18 protein-coding genes are annotated in these 17,429 nt (G+C 60.2%); 8 read left to right on the forward strand and 10 right to left on the reverse strand.

Going from position 1 to position 17,429, the window contains the following annotated elements; all coding sequences use genetic code 11:
• Positions 1-159 precede the first annotated feature (159 nt).
• The 4 genes from N5D61_RS17865 to N5D61_RS17880 all read left to right on the forward strand — a co-directional run bounded on the left by N5D61_RS17865 (position 160) and on the right by N5D61_RS17880 (position 3,750).
• A complete protein-coding gene (locus N5D61_RS17865; protein WP_279893711.1) occupies positions 160-675 on the forward strand; it encodes a DUF4142 domain-containing protein in 516 nt (171 codons plus the stop codon).
• Between the two features lie 209 nt (positions 676-884).
• Positions 885-2,225 carry an iron-containing redox enzyme family protein gene (locus tag N5D61_RS17870; protein WP_279893712.1) on the forward strand — a complete coding sequence of 447 codons (1,341 nt, stop codon included), beginning with the start codon at positions 885-887 and terminating at the stop codon, positions 2,223-2,225.
• A gap of 5 nt (positions 2,226-2,230) precedes the next feature.
• Complete coding sequence (locus tag N5D61_RS17875) at positions 2,231-3,217, forward strand: class I SAM-dependent methyltransferase (RefSeq protein ID WP_279893713.1); 987 nt, start codon at positions 2,231-2,233, stop codon at positions 3,215-3,217.
• Positions 3,214-3,750 (forward strand): hypothetical protein, encoded by a 537-nt coding sequence (locus N5D61_RS17880; protein ID WP_279893714.1) that lies wholly within the window; start codon positions 3,214-3,216, stop codon positions 3,748-3,750. The genes N5D61_RS17875 and N5D61_RS17880 overlap by 4 nt, the downstream gene beginning before the upstream one ends.
• Before the next feature lie 47 nt (positions 3,751-3,797).
• Here N5D61_RS17880 and N5D61_RS17885 read toward each other — a convergent pair whose 3' ends face one another.
• Entirely contained in the window at positions 3,798-4,295 is a 498-nt protein-coding gene (locus tag N5D61_RS17885; protein ID WP_279893715.1) for a CinA family protein, read from the reverse strand.
• 193 nt (positions 4,296-4,488) lie between these two features.
• Here N5D61_RS17885 and N5D61_RS17890 point away from each other — a divergent pair, with 193 nt between their 5' ends.
• Positions 4,489-5,709, forward strand: coding sequence for a glutathione-dependent formaldehyde dehydrogenase (locus N5D61_RS17890; RefSeq protein WP_279893716.1), 1,221 nt, complete (start codon positions 4,489-4,491; stop codon positions 5,707-5,709).
• A gap of 97 nt (positions 5,710-5,806) precedes the next feature.
• Here the strand turns inward: N5D61_RS17890 and N5D61_RS17895 are convergent, their stop codons facing one another.
• The 3 genes from N5D61_RS17895 to N5D61_RS17905 all read right to left on the reverse strand — a co-directional run bounded on the left by N5D61_RS17895 (position 5,807) and on the right by N5D61_RS17905 (position 8,194).
• Positions 5,807-6,199 carry a response regulator gene (locus N5D61_RS17895; RefSeq protein WP_347881581.1) on the reverse strand — a complete coding sequence of 131 codons (393 nt, stop codon included), beginning with the start codon at positions 6,197-6,199 and terminating at the stop codon, positions 5,807-5,809.
• Between the two features lie 54 nt (positions 6,200-6,253).
• Positions 6,254-7,642: an ATPase domain-containing protein gene (locus N5D61_RS17900; protein WP_279893717.1), complete on the reverse strand. Its 1,389-nt coding sequence runs from the start codon at positions 7,640-7,642 to the stop codon at positions 6,254-6,256.
• 192 nt (positions 7,643-7,834) lie between these two features.
• Positions 7,835-8,194, reverse strand: coding sequence for a response regulator (locus tag N5D61_RS17905; protein ID WP_108237222.1), 360 nt, complete (start codon positions 8,192-8,194; stop codon positions 7,835-7,837).
• Between the two features lie 179 nt (positions 8,195-8,373).
• Here N5D61_RS17905 and N5D61_RS17910 point away from each other — a divergent pair, with 179 nt between their 5' ends.
• On the forward strand, positions 8,374-8,607 hold the full coding sequence (locus tag N5D61_RS17910) for a hypothetical protein (RefSeq protein ID WP_108237223.1): 234 nt from the start codon (positions 8,374-8,376) through the stop codon (positions 8,605-8,607).
• Positions 8,608-8,756: 149 nt separating this feature from the next.
• Here N5D61_RS17910 and N5D61_RS17915 read toward each other — a convergent pair whose 3' ends face one another.
• On the reverse strand, positions 8,757-10,085 hold the full coding sequence (locus tag N5D61_RS17915) for an ATP-binding protein (protein ID WP_279893718.1): 1,329 nt from the start codon (positions 10,083-10,085) through the stop codon (positions 8,757-8,759).
• Positions 10,082-10,765: a response regulator gene (locus N5D61_RS17920; protein WP_108237225.1), complete on the reverse strand. Its 684-nt coding sequence runs from the start codon at positions 10,763-10,765 to the stop codon at positions 10,082-10,084. The genes N5D61_RS17915 and N5D61_RS17920 overlap by 4 nt, the downstream gene beginning before the upstream one ends.
• Positions 10,766-11,040: 275 nt before the next feature.
• Between N5D61_RS17920 and dsbG the strand changes: the two genes are divergently transcribed.
• A complete protein-coding gene (dsbG, locus tag N5D61_RS17925) occupies positions 11,041-11,787 on the forward strand; it encodes a thiol:disulfide interchange protein DsbG (protein ID WP_108237321.1) in 747 nt (248 codons plus the stop codon).
• Positions 11,788-11,910: 123 nt separating this feature from the next.
• Entirely contained in the window at positions 11,911-12,480 is a 570-nt protein-coding gene (locus N5D61_RS17930) for a TetR/AcrR family transcriptional regulator (RefSeq protein ID WP_279893719.1), read from the forward strand.
• Between the two features lie 54 nt (positions 12,481-12,534).
• Here the strand turns inward: N5D61_RS17930 and fabF are convergent, their stop codons facing one another.
• The 4 genes from fabF to N5D61_RS17950 all read right to left on the reverse strand — a co-directional run bounded on the left by fabF (position 12,535) and on the right by N5D61_RS17950 (position 17,361).
• Positions 12,535-13,809, reverse strand: coding sequence for a beta-ketoacyl-ACP synthase II (fabF, locus tag N5D61_RS17935; protein ID WP_279893720.1), 1,275 nt, complete (start codon positions 13,807-13,809; stop codon positions 12,535-12,537).
• A 40-nt stretch (positions 13,810-13,849) separates the two neighbouring features.
• Complete coding sequence (locus N5D61_RS17940; protein WP_279893721.1) at positions 13,850-14,656, reverse strand: SDR family oxidoreductase; 807 nt, start codon at positions 14,654-14,656, stop codon at positions 13,850-13,852.
• A 179-nt stretch (positions 14,657-14,835) separates the two neighbouring features.
• Entirely contained in the window at positions 14,836-15,168 is a 333-nt protein-coding gene (locus N5D61_RS17945; RefSeq protein ID WP_279893722.1) for a helix-hairpin-helix domain-containing protein, read from the reverse strand.
• 198 nt (positions 15,169-15,366) lie between these two features.
• On the reverse strand, positions 15,367-17,361 hold the full coding sequence (locus N5D61_RS17950; protein ID WP_279893723.1) for a nucleoside-diphosphate sugar epimerase/dehydratase: 1,995 nt from the start codon (positions 17,359-17,361) through the stop codon (positions 15,367-15,369).
• Positions 17,362-17,429 lie beyond the last annotated feature (68 nt).

A 17,429-nucleotide genomic window follows, 5' to 3' on the forward strand; every position in this document is an offset into this window, starting at 1 on the left:
CAAACGGCGACGGTTCTTCCCGATCTGCAAGCCGCCCGACAGGTGGTAGCGCTCCGCGTTTTAAATGACCAACTGGCCAATATCATTGAACGTTTCTCAAGGCGCTATTTCGTATAGGTTGGGCGCTAATGCCCAATTGAAAATAATGAGGAAATGGATATGGCCAAGTTCGTTAACGTATGTGCACTGAGTCTGCTTGTGGGGTTGAGCGCGCAAGGCGCTTTTGCAGCACAGGACAACGACGACTTTGTGGAAGATGCCTCGGCGAAAGGCGTTGCCGAAGTCGAAGCCGGTAAGCTCGCCCAGGAAAAAGGAACGGCCGCTGACGTAAAAAGCTTCGCCGACATGATGGTCAAAGACCATACCGCCGCCAACGCCAAACTCAAATCCATCGCAGACGCCAAGAAATTGGAGGTCTCCGACAGCGCTGAACTGCTGGACAAGGCTAAATCCATGATCCTTGAACTGCGCAGCGCCAAATCCTTCGACCAGGCCTACGCCAACAATCAGGTGAAGGCGCACGAAGCCACGATTGAACTGTTCGAGAAGGAAGCCACCGACGGCAAGGACGCGGAGCTCAGGGCGTTTGCCCAGGAAACCTTGCCCAAACTGAAAGCGCATCTGGAGCAGGCCAAAGCCTTGGCCAAAGCCCATGGTGGTGACGCCGCCAATTGATGTATGGGCTGGCGGCTGCTAGAAACTCGGGCCGCCCGGCCGCCGATACCACCCGTCGCCATGGCGACGGGTTTTGCGGGCCAACCATCGGTGCCCGCACGGGTATCGTGAACCGCCGGAGGTCACTTATCCGACGCAGCGCAATTAGGTTGAATTTATCCCGCTCGGCCCGCCTCTCACCTGCATAACCAAGAATATGTAGGCTGCCCATGACCTCTCTGCGAAACCTTACCGACCGCCTGACTCCCGACCAGTCCCTCGTCACCGACGCCGCCTCGTTGTATCGAGCTTTATTGCATGCGCCCGATCAAGTCGATCGCGATCAACTTCGCAGCTTTCTCATTGAACGTCTGAAGCAGGCCAGCACGGTGCAGGTCGATCTTCCAGAAAATCTGAACGATCTTGCCGACTGGATCGAGCGCAACGCGAGCACGGTTGCGGGAGCCTATCGGGCGTATCTGGAACAGCGCCGCGCCGGGGCCGGAAGGCGTTTCTTCAGCAACAAGGCCCATGCGCTGAACTTTTTGCAGCAGGTCTCTCCGACCAAGCTGGTTGACGGCGCCTGGCTATACGGAGCGCTGAACCACGTGGGTGACTGGCGCTACCACCATCTTATTCGCACGTATCTGGAGGAATTGGGCGACGGTGATCCCACGCTCAACCACGTGGTGCTCTACCAACAGTTGCTGGCGGATCACGACTGCGCGCCCACCGAACAGCTTGAAGACGCGCTGTACGTGCAAGGTGCGATTCAGTTGACGCTCGGCTGCATGGGCGACGAATTTCTTCCCGAGCTGCTCGGCTACAACCTGGGTTACGAACAGCTCCCGCTGCATCTGCTTATCACCGCGTTCGAACTCAACGAACTGCGCATCGATCCCTATTACTTCACGCTCCATGTGACCGTAGACAACGCCAGTAGCGGGCATGCGCACAAGGCGGTCGAGACCGTGCTGAACCTCATGCCGAAGGACGCCTCCCGCGCTGAGTTCATCGAACGCGTCAAGGCTGGCTACCAGCTGAACGAATTGGGCAAAGGCACTCAGGCGGTGATTGCGGATTTCGATCTGGAAAAAGCCGTTGTCGCCATGCTCGAGCGCAAACGTACGTTCGGCCAATACATGCACTCCGACTACTGCCGCCTCGAAGGTCTGACCGTCAACGAGTGGCTCAGCGAACCGGGCCGCAGCAAGGACTTCCTGACCGCGCTAGAAAATCGGGGTTGGATCAAGCGCAATCACCCTCCTGAAGAAAGCCGGTTCTGGCAGCTCATCGCCGGCCCCAAGGCGGTCATGTTCGGCGTGTTCAGCGGCTACGAAATGCAGCTGCTCGGGGACTGGATCGCGGGTGACTGGCAATCGGAAGAAACGCACGACCCTTTCCGGGCGCATTTTCGCAGGCGCACCGCAGCCACGACTGTGCCCACGGACAGCAATGGACCCGTCCCGGGCGAGCACCTCATTTCGCTGTTGTCGCCTGCGCTGCATGCCACGCCTGAAGGCCTGAAGGCCACCCGACTCTTTTCCCGTCAACTCGTAAAAGGATTTTAAGTCCGATGAGCCAAGCCACTCTTCCTTCTCAGCCGATTGAAACGGTCAACCCTGACGATCGGACCCATGACCTGGCTCTCGTGCAGCTGGGCAGGCGCCTTCAGGCGGATCAGTATCAGTTCACCACCGTCACGCCCCTCACTCACCAGCGCAACAATGCGCGCGAGCGAAACCATCAGGCCCAGAGCTTGCGAGATATCTTTGGCTGGAATCGGCCCTTCGCCAGCGACCTGCTTCCCGAAGCCGAACTTCAGGCGCTGCTTTCCCACGCCATCATCCGCGCCCATGCCGGGCTGTGGATCAGCGAAGTGCGGTGGTCCAGCCTGCATGACCATCTGTTCGTGCATTCCGCGTTTCCCACTGTGTCAAACGACTCGGTGTTCTTCGGTCCTGATACGTATCGGTTTGCTCAAGCCATTGAAGAACATCTGCGCACCTCGACCCATCCGATTCGGACGGCCGTCGACATCGGTTGTGGCAGTGGCGCGGGGGCCATCCTGATTGCCAAGGCGCGACATGATGCGCAGGTCCTGGCACTCGATATCAATCCCACTGCCCTGCGATTCACCGCCGTCAACGCCGCGCTGGCCGAAGTGGATAACGTGTCGGCATGGCACAGCGACCTGCTTGCCAGTGCCTCTGGCGAGTTCGACCTGATCGTCGCCAACCCGCCTTACATGCAAGACACCCAGAAGCGCGCCTATCGCCACGGCGGTGAGCGGCTGGGTTCGGAACTGTCGGTGCGAATCGTCGAGCAGGCCATCGGACGTCTCACAGTGGGCGGGAGCCTGGTGCTCTATACCGGTTCGCCGTGGGTCGAAGGCGTCGACCTGTTCCTCGAACACGCGCGGCTACTGGTAGACAAGCCTGGATTGAGTTGGTCCTACCGCGAAATGGACCCCGACGTATTCGGCGAGGAACTGGATACCGAAACCTATGTCAGCGCCGAGCGCATCGCCGCTGTGGTGCTTACGGTCACTCGAACCTCATGACCAATATCATCACCCAGCGCTCTGATATCGATGCTCAGAACGCTGCCGATGCGATCATGTTCGGGTCGCTCAAGGACCGACTGGATTTCTATCGCAAGGAAATCCAGTACGAAACGACCATGCTGTCGAACCGGACCAACGCCTACTTGGGTGCCCAGTCGTTTCTGGTGATCGCGTACGCGTCTTCCATGGCCAACGTCAACCCGGACTGGGGTAGCCTGTTTTCCCTGGTCGTTTCGGTGCTGCTCTCCGTGCTGGGGCTGATCACCTCGCTGCACGCCTGGTCGGGCATCAAGGCCGCTTATGAAATCATCGATCACTGGTACCTGAAACAAAGCCACCTGTTGCAGAGCCAGCCGCGAATGGGCGACGTGTACGACGATTCTCCGCTGTTCGCCAAGCGGGAATCCAATCAGCGCGGGTACCGCGACGCACTTAAGTTTTCCATGCGTTCGCCGTGGATCTTTTCAACCCTGTGGATCATCCTCGGGGGCTTTTCGGCGCTCATTCACCTGGTGCCGTTCAAACACTGAAGCCGCCGAGTGGGGAGCATCAAGCGCCGAATGCGGGAACTGGCGCTTCAGGCGGTCTCGCCTGCAAGCACACGTCGATGAAACACCGGTAAATGCTCCAGTGCGTGGAGCGCAGCATCCTGCTGCATGGCGGTGCGGTCGCCGAAGAACCGGTGCCGTCGGGTGAATACGCTCAACTGTCCATCGTTCATGAAGGCCCACGCGAAACACACTGTCCCTGCCGGAATGCCGTCCATATCCTCGTTACCACACAAGCCCGTGGTGGCAATCGCAACCTTGGCCGGACTGTCCCGGAGCGCGCCGATGGCCATTTCTCTGGCAACCTCGACGCTGGTCAGATTGAAGGTCTTGATCGTCGTTGAACGTACCCCGAGCAATCGCTGCTTTGCCTCCGGGGAATACACCACGTACCCGCATTCGACCAATGCGCCGCTTCCCGGAATCTCGGCGAGCAGTGCGACGATACGGCCGGCCGTGCAGGACTCGGCCGTAGTCACGACCAATGCGTGCTCGTTCAAATACTTCACCGTCTCTTCAACAATCATCGGGCACCTCATCCCATAGGTTTCGTGATTGTGGGTATGACAGAACCGGATCGCGTTCCTCTCGGATTTCATCGCCCATGCAGCATGAAAGGCGCGTTGCCCACCGCTTGTCCCCGCTGCGGACAATGCCCTGAACTAACGTCTGCCGCAGGGGCTCCGCTGTGTACACCCCCTGAAGCAGCGGAGATATTTCATGCGAGCACTCACTTATCACGGCGCCCACAACGTCAAGGTGGATACGGTTCCCGACCCGGTGATCGAACAGCCTGACGACATCGTTCTGCGGGTCACTGCGACGGCCATCTGTGGCTCGGACTTGCACCTTTACCGCGGCAAGATCCCAACCGTGGAACACGGTGACATCTTCGGGCATGAGTTCATGGGCATCGTCGAAGAAACCGGCTCGGCAGTGACGGCCGTGCAGCCGGGGGATCGCGTTGTGATTCCTTTCGTGATCGCCTGTGGACAGTGTTTCTTCTGCCAACAGGATCTCTTCGCCGCGTGCGAGACGACCAATACCGGGCGTGGCGCCATTCTCAATAAGAAGGCCATTCCGCCAGGGGCCGCGCTGTTCGGTTTCAGCCATCTGTACGGCGGCGTGCCGGGCGGACAGGCCGAATACGTCAGGGTGCCGAAGGCCAACACAGGCCCGTTCAAAGTGCCAGGCACGCTCGCCGATGAGAAGGTGCTCTTCCTCTCTGACATCCTGCCCACTGCCTATCAGGCAGTCACCAATACCGGTATCGGGCAAGGGTCGAGTATCGCCATCTATGGCGCAGGCCCGGTCGGTCTACTGTGCGCGGCGGTGGCGCGGATGCTGGGCGCCGAGCGTGTCTTCATGGTCGATCACCATCCCTACCGCCTCGCCTACGCACAAGCGACCTACGGCGTGATACCGATCAACTTCGATGAGGATGATGATCCAGCCGACTCCATCATCCGGCAGACGCCGGGGATGCGCGGGGTCGACGGCGTGGTGGACGCGGTAGGTTTCGAAGCCAAGGGCAGCACCACCGAAACCGTGCTCGCCACGTTGAAACTGGAGGGCAGCAGCGGCAAGGCGCTGCGTCAGTGCATCGCCGCCGTCCGGCGTGGGGGCACGGTGAGCGTGCCAGGGGTGTATGCCGGCTTCATCCATGGCTTCATGTTTGGCGATGCCTTCGACAAAGGGTTGACGTTCAAGATGGGCCAGACCCACGTGCAGCGCTTTCTTCCTGAACTGCTCGAGCACATTGAAGCCGGCCGCCTTGCCCCGGAGGCGATCATCACGCATCGAATGTCGCTGGAGCAGGCGGCCGAAGGCTACAAGATCTTCGACAAAAAACAGGAGGATTGCCGAAAGGTCATTCTGACACCCGGCACCAGTGCGATCCCGCTCACGGAACCTGACGATTCAGTGAGCGTGCCCGCGTAACGACCCTCACCCCTGCAGGCCGTTCAGGGCGCGCTGCGCAGCGCTGAACCGGCCTTGCACTGCGGCAACAATGAGAGGGCACTTTGCTCTCTCTGCATCAAGGGCGTTTTGAATCGAGGGCCAGCCGGATCTGCCGGACCACGGCCGGTGTATCGAAGGGTTTCAAGAACACGGCGGTGAACAGGTCAGGCCGGGCAATGCCCAAATGCGCTTGAGCGCCGCTCATGAGCATCATCGGGGTCCTCTCGAAGCCCGGAGTGGATTTGACCTTCTCCGCGAATTCGACGCCCGTCATCCCAGGCATCATGAAATCCGTGATGATGAGGTCAGGCCTTTCCCGTTCGAGGATATCCAGCGCCCTCAACGCGCTTGCCGCAGTGACCGGCAGGAAACCCTCCTCTTCCAGCGCGAAGCTCAGGATGTCTGCAATCAGGTATTCGTCGTCGACGATCAAGACGGTCTTCATAGCCGACGAGCGCTCAAAGGCCATGGAAACTTTCCGAATAGCGCTGAAGGCCCGTTCATTGTTATTACCCGCATTTCTTCACACCCTTTTAACCTCGATCCCGTCCCGGGACATCACCACCTCTAGCAGCGAGGGGTCGAACGCGCTGTCTCTGACCTTGAGAATTCTCAGTTGCCGTTGGAGTTCAGCCTGGCTGCGGCTGATCTCGACGAGCAGCAGGTTATCTGCAGTACTCGCGAAATCCGGAGTCAGGTAGTGAGGGTCGGTGACTGCCATGTGGCTGAGTTCATAGCTGGCCAGAACGGTCACCCCTTGGGCCCGAAGGGCTTCGAGCAAGGCCACGGTAACGCCTTGCACCCGGCCAGGATCAGCCGAGACTTTGCCTAACCCGCGCAAGCTGTCCAGAAAGACGCGCTTGATACCGTGGCGCTCGACTGCTTCCAGTAACTCGTAGGCGACTCGATCAATAATCGCCGGCGCTGACGGGCGCCAAAGCATATGCAACGCGCCTCGGGATTCGAGCTGATCAGACGCGAGGCCCAACGCAGTCGCCTTCATCCGGAGGCGGTATGGGGACTCATGAAACCCGAAATGCAAGCCAGGCTCATCAGGTGTGCTGGCGGACAGAAACTGAAGCCCCAACGACGTCTTGCCAGCACCCGACGGCCCAATCAGTAGCGAGATGGACGACTCCATCAAGCCGCCACCCAGGCTGACATCGAGCGCGGCACTGCCAGACGTGACACGCCGAAGCGGCACCTCAGCTGCCACTGATGACGTTGCCGCCTGGCTGTCCAGACGTGGGTAGATCGCTATTCCCTTATCGGTGATTTCGAATTCGTGTGCCCCGGCAATGGCACCACTGCCGCGGGTCTTTCTGAGTTTTAAGCGCCTGATGGGCACCGCGCTGATGCTCTCCTCACTCATCTCGATGACGCCATCGACCATGGTGTGCTCAGGGCTGCCCTCGTCGAGCTGCGAGCTGGTAAGAAAGAGCACGGTGCAGCCCGCGAAAGCCGCATGCCCCTGCAACGCGGCGATGAATTTCTTGGTATCGATCGGGGCCTCGGCTTTGGAGCGAGCGTTCAAGAGCCCGTCGAGGATCAACAGGGATGACTTCTGGCGCGAAATTTCTCGGCGCAACAACTTGACCACTTCGTCCAGCCCGTCATTCTCCAAGGTGTCGAAGGCGCTGACGAATTGGATGCTGTCGCCCAATGCGCAGCTGTCGAAAAACGTCAACGTGGACAAGAACTGAAAGAGACGGTCATGAGGCTCGGCGAGCAGAGAGGCGAACAGCATACGCCCACCGCGCTTCACATGGTTGAAGCCAATCTGGTTGGCGAGGATGGTTTTCCCTGACCCAGGTCGCCCCTGAATGATGTAGGAGGCCCCCGAAATGAGCCCTCCCTTGAGCAACGTATCAAGACCAGGAACTCCCGTTTCTAGACGTTCAAGCTGTTTCACGTTTCGTTTCCTCGTACGGCATCACAGCCATTCATTCGGCTCGGAAAACACCGAGGGGCAGTCGGTATCAGCTGAGGATGACCTCATCCGTCGCAGGGCGCCTGCCTTGCGCTCTCAAGGACCTGCCCCCAACGACCACTCTTTCTATCCGCCAGGGCAGCGTTTCTACGGCGCTCTCTCGGCATGAGAGGTTCAACGCTTCAAATGTGAACCGACGACCTGATGCAGATCATCGAGCGACCAGGGTTTGCGTAGAAATGAGGCGTTGTCGGGGAGATGGCTATCGAGAACGATGCGATTACCGGAAGAAAGAATCACCGGCAAGTTCGGCCATTTCGCCCATATGGTCCGGGCCAGCTCAAGACCATCGCATGCGCCTGGCATGCAGATGTCCGTAATCACCAGGTTGAAAGCATGGGGCTGACCGAGCAGGCGCAGCGCGTCGTCAGCACTGACGCACTCGACCGTTTCAACTTCGATCAGCGTCAGCGCTTCGGTAATGAGCGTCCGGAGTGCCTCTTCGTCTTCGACCAGCAGAGCAGTAATGGCCATCGTTCAAATCCGCAGCGATATGCATGCTTAGTAACGGTCAGGGATGGCCCGTTTCGTCGACCGGACAAATGGTGCTTTGCCGTTCCATCGAGCTGTTTCGCCTGCAGAAAGAGCGAACTCGATGGGGCGCGGGCTCTCCAATCTTGAAATCACCGGCGTTAAACCCATGGAGGTCCGAAATGAACGATGATCATAAGACTCACGCGAGCACGCCCCCTGCCAATGCACCTGTCAAAGATGCAGCGGGCAAGCCTGTCGATGTCGTGGAAAGAGACCTGGCAGATCGCGCGGGTAAGACGCGTGGCATCGACGAGACGGTGACGCCGTCGTCAATCCGCACAAAAGAGCAGGAAGCGGAAGAGCTCCAGCGCGCGACGGATGAGATCGAAAGAAAGGTTGCCGACGGCAACTGAACCTTGAAGCACTGCGCTGACGCTGAACAGCGTCGAGAATAAGCTCCATGCTGCCATGGCCCCCCCCGTGGGCCGCGGCACCATGGGCGCGCGGGGCGACTGAAAGCTCGTTGCTCCTTCAACTCGGGCTCCTTCAATTCGTAGCCCCTTCAAACCTTAGGCCGGAGCGGCATGCTCAGGTCCACTTTTAAGCCGTCGTCCAGGCTGTCGAATGTCAGCGAACAGCCGCAGCGTTGCACAATCGCTTGAACGATCGCCAGCCCCAGCCCCGCGCCAGGGCTTTTGCCGTTGCGCCAAAAACGCTGGGTGAGCTTGTCCAGGTCGGCGTGCGCGATGCCTGGCCCGTGATCCCGCACGCAAAAACGGGCATGTCCGTCGACCGTGGCGACACTCAGTTCCACCTGTGTTCCGGCCTGCGTATGCCGCAGGGCGTTGTCCAGAAGGTTACGCAACGCTGCCACGGCCAGCGCAGCAGGCATTGCCACAGGTGCCGCGGACAACGGCGCGGCCAACTTCAACTCGATCCGGTGTTCTTCGCCATGACTGGCATCGTGGATGGCCAGGCGAGCAACTTTCTGCGCGTCACATTGCACCCCATCATCGAACGACAGGCTGCCTTCCACGCGCGCAAGCAGCAAAAGCTGTTCAAGGGTCCGGTGCATCCGATCAGCCCCTTCCTCGGCGTGGGCCAGCGCCCGGTCACGCTTGTCGCCCTCGGTCATGCGCGCGACTTGCAGGTGAGTCTTGATGGCGGTCAATGGGCTGCGCAACTCATGGGCCGCATCCCCGGTCAGCCGACGCTCGCGCTCCAGGGTTTGAGCGATGCGCCCAAACAGCTGGTTCTGGCTGATCAGCAGCGGCTGCAGTTCGCTGGGGAGATTGGGCACGTCCAGCGGCTCGACCGAATCGGCGCTGTGCCTGTTCAGCGCATCACGCATCCGGTTCAGCGGCGCCAAGCCGCGACCGATCCCGAACCAGACAAGGATCAGGCTGCCGAACAATGCAACCAGCACCGGCACGGACGCCGCCAACAATACCGACTGCCCTAGCAGATCGCGTTCGATCTGCCGATCAGCGGTACTCACCCGCACACTGCCATGCATCATGGTGTACACACGCCAGTGCTCGCCGTTGATCATCTGATCGACGAAGCCGCTGGAGTCCGCTTTCAACGGCTCGGCAGGCGAACTTTCGGTGCGCGCCAAGACCTGCCCGCGCGATGAACTGAGTTGGCAAGCCATGCCATTGGGAATGCCCAGGTCCGCAGCCCTGAGCGGCTGGCCTTCGCCCTGGCGCTCGGGCATCTGCATCTGCTCCAGCAGGCCAGCGACCATGCGCGCCGATGCTTCCAGACGCTGATCGAGCGATTGCATCATCTGGGTGCGCAAGTCGCGCAGCATCCAGGCCGCCGCCAATACCCAGATCACGATGAAGGCCGAACCCAGGATCAGACTCAGGCGGGTTCGAAGACTCATCATGGGCGACGCTCCAACGCCTCGCCTGCCGGCCCCAGGCGATAGCCAAGCCCGCGCACGGTTTCGATGATTCGCCCGCCGAGCTTGCGGCGCAGGTGGTGAATATGGACATTCAACGCGTTGCTTTCCACTTCGTCCCCGAAGCCGTACACGCAATCCTTGAGCTGTTCGCTGGAGAGCACCCGTCCCTGATTGTTCAGCAATGCCTGGAGCAGGGCCTGCTCGCGTCGTGACAGATCGACCGGCTGCCCGGCCAGGCGGGTTTCGCGGCTGCTTGGATCATAGGTGAGCAGACCATGCTCGATGACATTGACACTGCGCCCGGCCATGCGCCGGACCAATGTGTGCAGACGGGCGCTGAGCTCACGCAGGTCAAAGGGTTTGAGCAGGTAATCGTCGGCCCCGGCCTGCAGCCCGTCGACGCGATCGGTGACGGTGTCGCGCGCCGTCAGGATGAGCACGGGGATGTCATGCCCCTGTTGACGCAGTTGCCTCAGGAGCTTCAGGCCGTCTTCGTCAGGCAGCCCCAGGTCGAGCACCATGACATCGAAGTGCGCTGCCGACAGCATCGCGCGGGCAGCCGACGCCGTGGCCACCCGGTCCACGGTCAGCCCCTGCGCGTCCAGCCCGGCAACGATGCCGCTGGCGATCAGGTCGTCGTCTTCACAAACCAGTACGTGCATGGGGCGGCCCCGAAAAAAAGGAAATTGAAGCAATGCGGGATTAAGGCGCGATTATGCACAGACTCCACCCGGCGAGGTACTGAAGGCGGTTAATCAGGCCTTAATCGCCTCACGTCACGCTCGAACCTCTTATGCAAAGGACGGTCTTCGACAGGTGATCCACGTCTTTCCCCGGCCGGCCGTGCTGCTCATCCAGGCGGCTACGCCATGGCTGCCGAGGTATCGTGGGCCAATTCATACTCAAGGAGCATTCAATGAGTTTCACGCGCTTTTCCATGTTCCCGGTGGCAGGTCTGCTGACCCTGAGCAGCGCGCTCGCCCTGGCTGAAGACCTGCCCGCGCCGATCAAGGCGCTGGAAGCCAAGGGTGCAACCATTCGTGGAGCCTTCGATGCCCCCGGGGGGCTCAAAGGCTACGCCGCCGAGTATCAGAAGCAGGGCATGGCGCTCTACCTCACTCCCGATGGCAAGCATGTGCTGGCAGGTAACCTGTTCGACGAAAAGGGCGAAGACCTCAGCGAAGCGCCGCTGCAAAAGCTCGTCTATGAACCCATGACCCAAGCCATGTGGAGCCAGATGGAGAACAGCACCTGGATCCCCGATGGCGCCAAGACCGCACCCCGGGTCATCTATCTGTTCAGCGACGCCAATTGCCCTTACTGCAACCTGTTCTGGGAGCAGGCCCGGCCGTGGGTCAAAGCAGGCAAGGTGCAGTTGCGCCACATCATGGTCGGCGTCATCCGTGAAGACAGCGCCGCCAAAGCCGCCACGCTGCTGAGCGACGCCAATCCCGAGGTCGCCCTGCAGAAACACGAACAGGCAGGCAAAAGCAGCACGCTCAAGGCCATGGCCACAATTCCGAAGGACATCCAGGCCAAACTCGATGCCAACATGAAACTCATGGACGACATGGGACTGTCGGCCACGCCCTCGATTTTCTACAAGGACGTGAACGGTCATGTGAAGCAACAACAGGGTGCGCCCAGGCCGGATGTGCTGGCGAAAATGATGGGACCCAAGTAAGCGACGCACCTGTGACGTTCTGACCGATGGCAACCTTGCTCCAAACGTGGATACTGCACAGTCGTGTCATCCATGTAAGAATGTCGACTACCATTTCAAGAGCCAAGTCGGGAGGCTCGTTCAATGCGTTACGCCGAAGATCACAAAGCCCAGACCCATCAGCGTATCCTTCACGAGGCGGCCGCTCGCTTCCGCCGTGACGGCATTGGCGCGACCGGTTTGCAGCCACTGATGAAGGCACTGGGCCTGACCCATGGCGGGTTCTATGCCCATTTCAAATCCAAGGACGATCTGGTCGAAAAGGCGCTGCGTTGCGCGGCGGATCAGTCGGCTGCCGTTGAGAAGGCTCCCCTTCCGGCAGAAACGTTCATCGAGAAATACCTGTCCGCGGGGCACTGCGCGGCCCCTGAAAACGGCTGCCCTCTGCCGACGATGTCCTCGGAGCTGGGCCAGCGTGGTCAGCCCAGCGAGATCACCGACGAAGTGATTCACCGCATGTTGGCCAAGCTGGAGGCTGGCCTGCCCGCTGGACGCCAGACCAGCGAACAGCAAGATCGCGACATGTGCGTGATGATCATGTCCAGCCTGGTGGGGGCGATCTCCCTCGCCCGCAGCACAAAGGATCCCGCACTGGCTGAACGTATTCTGGAGACCACCTGCGCACAGCTCAAACAGCAAATCGCGCTTGTCTGATACGCCTGCGCCCGTCTGAAATGAAACGCCCTTGACGTCAGGGGCGTTTTCGTATCATGCCTGCCAGCGACGGAAGATGATGCTGGCGTTAACCCCTCCAAACCCGAAACCGTTGGATAACGCGTAATCGATCGTCATCGGCCGGGGCTGACCGCGAACGAGATCGATGCCTTCGGCAGCCTCATCGGGATGTTCCAGGTTCAACGTCGCGGGCGCGATCTGGTCGCGGATCGCCAACGCAGTGAAGATGGCCTCGATCCCGCCTGCTGCGCCCAACAAATGACCCGTAGCCGATTTGGTCGCCGTGACGGCCACACTGTTCTGATCGCCAAACACCGTCTTGATCGCCGCCATTTCGCCTTTGTCCCCGACAGGGGTCGAGGTCGCATGAGCATTCAAGTGCTGAATGTCCGAGGGCTCGATCCCGGCCTGCCGAATCGCTGCCTGCATCGCACGACGGGCACCGCTGCCGTCTTCCGGTCCTGCCGTCAGGTGATAGGCATCGGCGCTGGTGCCGTAGCCCACCAGTTCGACGATGGGCGTCGCGCCTCGCGCAAGGGCATGCTCCAGGGTTTCGATCACGACGATACCGGCCCCTTCCCCCATCACGAAACCGTCACGATCCCGATCGAACGGACGGGAAGCCCGCTCAGGCGTTTCGTTGAAGCCGCTGGACAACGCCCGAGCGGCGGCAAAACCGCCCAACGAAACACGGTCCACACAGGCCTCCGCGCCACCACAGATGGCAATATCGGCTTCACCGGCGCGAATCAGTCGCGCGGCATCACCGATGGCTTGCACCCCCGCCGCACACGCTGTGACCGGCGCGCCGAGTGGGCCCTTGAAGCCATGCTGAATCGACACATGGCCCGAGGCGAGATTGACCAGAAAGGCCGGCACCGTGAAAGGCGAAAGCCTGCGCGGGCCGCGGCTATCCGTGGTGCGCACCGCATCGGCAATGGTCACAAAACCGCCGATTCCCGAACCAATGATCGTCGCCGTGCGCTCGCGCTGCTCCTCGGTGGATGGCGCCCAACCCGCCTGGGCGATCGCTTGCTGGGCGGCCGCGAGCGCGAACAGGATGAAGCGGTCCATCTTCTTCTGCTCTTTGGGTGGTGCCGCCAGATCGGCATCGAAGCCCGCCTCCGGGTCGTCGGCCAATAAAGGGACCAAGCCGCCGACCTTGCCCGGCAGATCGGCGACGGTATCTTCGGGCAATTGCACGATACCCGAGCGGCCCTGCAGCAGACGCTGCCAGACCGCCTCGACACCGGTGCCCAGTGGCGTTACCAAACCCATCCCCGTCACCACAATGCGACGTTCGCTCATGCCTTCACCTTTCCACTTTCCGGACTGTCACGCGCACCGCTCAGGCGCCCGTGGTCTTGTAACGCGCTGCCGCATGCTGCAATGAAAGATTCGGCCCCAGTGCCAGACGCGCGTCGACGAAAGCCTGCCAATCCGCGGCATTGGGCAGCGACGGAATGGTCACTTGCTCTTTCTGGTCGAAACCGCTCAGCGCGGCGTCCACCATCTCGTTCACGTCCATGACCATCTCCGGCGGGAAGGCAGCGATGTCAATGCCTGAGCGCTCCCAGATCTCGGTGCGAGTCGCGCCTGGCATCACCGCCTGGATCTGCACGCCCCTCTCGCCGACTTCGGCGCTAAGCGATTGCGTCAAGCTAAGCACATAGGCCTTGCTGGCCGTGTACACCGCATTGAAGCGTTCCGGAATCATCGGCACGACCGAAGCGATGTTCACAATGGCGCCATTCCCACGGGCCACGAACGCCGCGGCGCCGGCCGACGCCAAGTGGGTCAATGCCACAATGTTCAGTTGGATCAGCCGATCGACCTCGCCCAGGTTCGCTTCCGACAGTGGCGTGCTGAGGGCCACCCCCGCGTTATTGACCAACAACGTGATCGACGCGTCGTCACGCAGGCGCTTCTCCAGCGATGAAACGTCCGATGCCAAGGTCAGATCCGCCTTCACCACTTCGATCTTGACCGATGTCTTCTCACGCAAGTCAGCCGCGATCTTTTCCAGTCGCGTTTGATCCCGCGCTACTAGAAGCAGGTCATAGCCGCGCTTGGCCAGGCGGTCGGCATACGTGGCGCCGATACCAGACGAAGCCCCGGTGATAAGGGCGGTGCCGAGGGTGCAGGTGGTGCTCATGAGGCAGTTCTCCGAGGACAATGAAAGAAGCGAGACAAGATATTACAAACGTAATATTGCCATTATATGGCGACTGACATTTTTTATGTCAAGCGGAGAAATCAGGTGAAGGGCGAGGCGAAGGGGTCCGAAAAAAAAGACCGATCATGTGATCGGTCTTTTTTGGGCTCCTCGTGCCGTTATTCCAATGCAAGCTTGTCGCGGTTCTTGTCCAATAGCGCCTTTCCGATGCCCTTGACCTCAATCAATTCGTCTACTGATGTGAACGCTCCATTCTCCTCGCGATAGGCGACGATCGCAGCAGCTTTGGAGGCGCCGATCCCAGAGAGTTCTTTTTGCAGCGTTTCGGCGTTAGCGCTGTTGAGGTTGACCTTACCGGACTGCTCGGCAGCGGCGGTGGCCGTAGCGGCGGCAGGCGGTTGCGACGGAAGGGCCGCGGGGGCGGCGGTGGCAGCGATCGACGTACTTGCGATGAGGGCAAACAGCAAAGATGAGAGGTAAGGCATACGCATCGATTCATGCTCCATGACATCGTGGATTTGGAAAGCAGCATTCCTGAGCTGCTTCCCAAACCTAGACGATGGAGATGCCGCGTCAATCAAGGCTTCGGTGACAGCATGTGTACCGATCCGGATCGCGCCCAATCGAGGGGCTTACGCCCGCGGAATCGACTGTCGAAACTCCGTAAGCGGACGTTGCAGCCTGGACAATCAAGGTTCCTGACGGCGCTGCTGATGTATCCAATCCACGATATCGCCATCGGGGGCATAGCCGCTGACAGTGTCACCGAGAATCTGGCGCACCTTGTCGTAGTCGTCCTCAGCCAGTGCTTTGAGCAGAAGGGACAGGCTGTGTTTGAACGCATCCCAGCTCAGGCAGTCTTCCTGCGCGCTCATGATCATCGGGTGGCGTGTTTCGGAGACGTTATCGCCGATCAACAGTTCCTCGTAGAGCTTTTCGCCCGGGCGCAATCCGGTGAACTCGATGGAAATATCGCCGTGAGGGTTCTTTTCCGAGCGAATGCTCAGGCCGGACAGATGCACCATCTTCTCCGCCAATTCGATGATGCGGACGGGCTCACCCATATCCAGCACGAAGACGTCCCCCCCCTGCCCCATGGAACCGGCCTGGATGACCAGTTGAGCGGCTTCAGGAATGGTCATGAAGTAACGGGTGATCTTCGGGTGCGTGACGGTCAGCGGTCCACCGGACTTGATCTGCTGGTGAAACAGCGGAATCACTGAACCGGACGACCCCAGGACGTTCCCGAAACGCACCATGATGAAGCGGGTTTTGTTGACCTGATGCACGTTGGCGCGATCGCCGAACATCACAGGTGCGGTTTCGCGACTCAGCGCCTGCAGGATCAGCTCCGCAAGGCGTTTGGTGCTGCCCATGACATTGGTCGGGCGCACGGCCTTGTCCGTTGAAATCAGCACAAAGTTGGCCACACCCGCCTGCAGCGCCGCCTGAGCGGCATGGAGGGTGCCCATCACGTTGTTGATGACACCTTCCTCGATATTGTGCTCAACCATCGGCACATGCTTGTAGGCTGCTGCGTGGTAAACCGTATCGACCCGCCATGTCTTCATCACGTCGAGCAACTTTCCGTGATCACGCACCGACCCCAGAATGGGCAGTACTTTCACTTTCAGCGACTCACGGGCGACTCGCCGCTCGAGCTCGGTGAGAATGGTGTAGAGGTTGAATTCGCTGTGGTCCAGCAACAGCAGCGTGGTGGGCTTGAGCAAGACGATTTGCCGGCACAGCTCGGAACCGATTGACCCACCCGCACCGGTCACCAATACGCATTGGTTCTTGATGCACCGCTCGAGCAATTCGTCTTGCGCCGGCACAGGGTCCCGCCCGAGGAGGTCGGCGATATCGACTTCCTGAAGGTCGTCGACTTTCACCCGCCCGGCGGCCAGATCCGAAAAGTTCGGCACGCTGCGCACGTGCAGGGGGAACCCCTCCAGGAATCCGAGAATTTCGCGGCGCCGCGCTCGGGCAGACGAGGGTATCGCCAGGAGGATCTCCTGAGCCCCCGTGACATCGATCATCTGCTGGATGTGCTTGGGTTTGTAGACCTGCAAGCCGGAGATCACCCGGTTGGAAATCGAGTCGTCGTCATCGATGAACGCCACCGGCCGCATTGCGCGGCCCATTCTCAGTGCCGCGACCAATTGATTGCCCGCCGCCCCAGCGCCGTAGATCGCGACTTTCGGCAGGCCGTCATCGCGGGCGGCAAATGGCATGTGCTGTGCCGCGGAAAACCAGTCACCGAGAAAGTATTGACGCATCGCCAGGCGCAGGCCACCGATCATGACCAGGCTGAGCCACCAGTAATTGAACATGACCGAGCGGGGCACGACATGCTGGTGATTGCTGTAAAGGTAAACGACAACGCCCAGAATCAGCGCGGAGAGGCTGACCGCCTTGATGATGGCAATCAGTGCGTCGTTGCCGAAATAACGCATGACCGCGCGGTACATGCCAATACGGATGAACAAAGGGATCGCAACGATAGGCGCGCTGATGAACAGCCACGTATGCACTTCCAACGGGTTGATGAGGTCATCGATCCCCAGCCGGACAACGAACGCCATCCACAGCGCGAGCCACACCAGGCAAATGTCTGTGGCGACTTGTATGACCCGCTTTCTGCGGCGCGGCAGCCCCAGCAGCAATGCCCGCAATCTGTCCATGTTTCCCTCGAACACGCGTTCAAAACTCCCTTCTATCGACCAGCAGCCCGCCGGTTCATTCCCGAACG

It is taken from the genome of Pseudomonas sp. GD03842, assembly GCF_029841165.1.
Classification (GTDB): domain Bacteria; phylum Pseudomonadota; class Gammaproteobacteria; order Pseudomonadales; family Pseudomonadaceae; genus Aquipseudomonas.

Coding starts and splice junctions, on each gene's coding strand:
- N5D61_RS17865 (WP_279893711.1), top strand. CDS start 160: ATGGCCAAGTTCGTTAACGTATGTGCACTGAGTCTGCTTGTGGGGTTG.
- N5D61_RS17870 (WP_279893712.1), top strand. CDS start 885: ATGACCTCTCTGCGAAACCTTACCGACCGCCTGACTCCCGACCAGTCC.
- N5D61_RS17875 (WP_279893713.1), top strand. CDS start 2,231: ATGAGCCAAGCCACTCTTCCTTCTCAGCCGATTGAAACGGTCAACCCT.
- N5D61_RS17880 (WP_279893714.1), top strand. CDS start 3,214: ATGACCAATATCATCACCCAGCGCTCTGATATCGATGCTCAGAACGCT.
- N5D61_RS17885 (WP_279893715.1), bottom strand. CDS start 4,295: ATGATTGTTGAAGAGACGGTGAAGTATTTGAACGAGCACGCATTGGTC.
- N5D61_RS17890 (WP_279893716.1), top strand. CDS start 4,489: ATGCGAGCACTCACTTATCACGGCGCCCACAACGTCAAGGTGGATACG.
- N5D61_RS17895 (WP_347881581.1), bottom strand. CDS start 6,199: ATGGCCTTTGAGCGCTCGTCGGCTATGAAGACCGTCTTGATCGTCGAC.
- N5D61_RS17905 (WP_108237222.1), bottom strand. CDS start 8,194: ATGGCCATTACTGCTCTGCTGGTCGAAGACGAAGAGGCACTCCGGACG.
- N5D61_RS17910 (WP_108237223.1), top strand. CDS start 8,374: ATGAACGATGATCATAAGACTCACGCGAGCACGCCCCCTGCCAATGCA.
- N5D61_RS17915 (WP_279893718.1), bottom strand. CDS start 10,085: ATGATGAGTCTTCGAACCCGCCTGAGTCTGATCCTGGGTTCGGCCTTC.
- N5D61_RS17920 (WP_108237225.1), bottom strand. CDS start 10,765: ATGCACGTACTGGTTTGTGAAGACGACGACCTGATCGCCAGCGGCATC.
- dsbG (WP_108237321.1), top strand. CDS start 11,041: ATGTTCCCGGTGGCAGGTCTGCTGACCCTGAGCAGCGCGCTCGCCCTG.
- N5D61_RS17930 (WP_279893719.1), top strand. CDS start 11,911: ATGCGTTACGCCGAAGATCACAAAGCCCAGACCCATCAGCGTATCCTT.
- fabF (WP_279893720.1), bottom strand. CDS start 13,809: ATGAGCGAACGTCGCATTGTGGTGACGGGGATGGGTTTGGTAACGCCA.
- N5D61_RS17940 (WP_279893721.1), bottom strand. CDS start 14,656: ATGAGCACCACCTGCACCCTCGGCACCGCCCTTATCACCGGGGCTTCG.
- N5D61_RS17945 (WP_279893722.1), bottom strand. CDS start 15,168: ATGCGTATGCCTTACCTCTCATCTTTGCTGTTTGCCCTCATCGCAAGT.
- N5D61_RS17950 (WP_279893723.1), bottom strand. CDS start 17,361: ATGGACAGATTGCGGGCATTGCTGCTGGGGCTGCCGCGCCGCAGAAAG.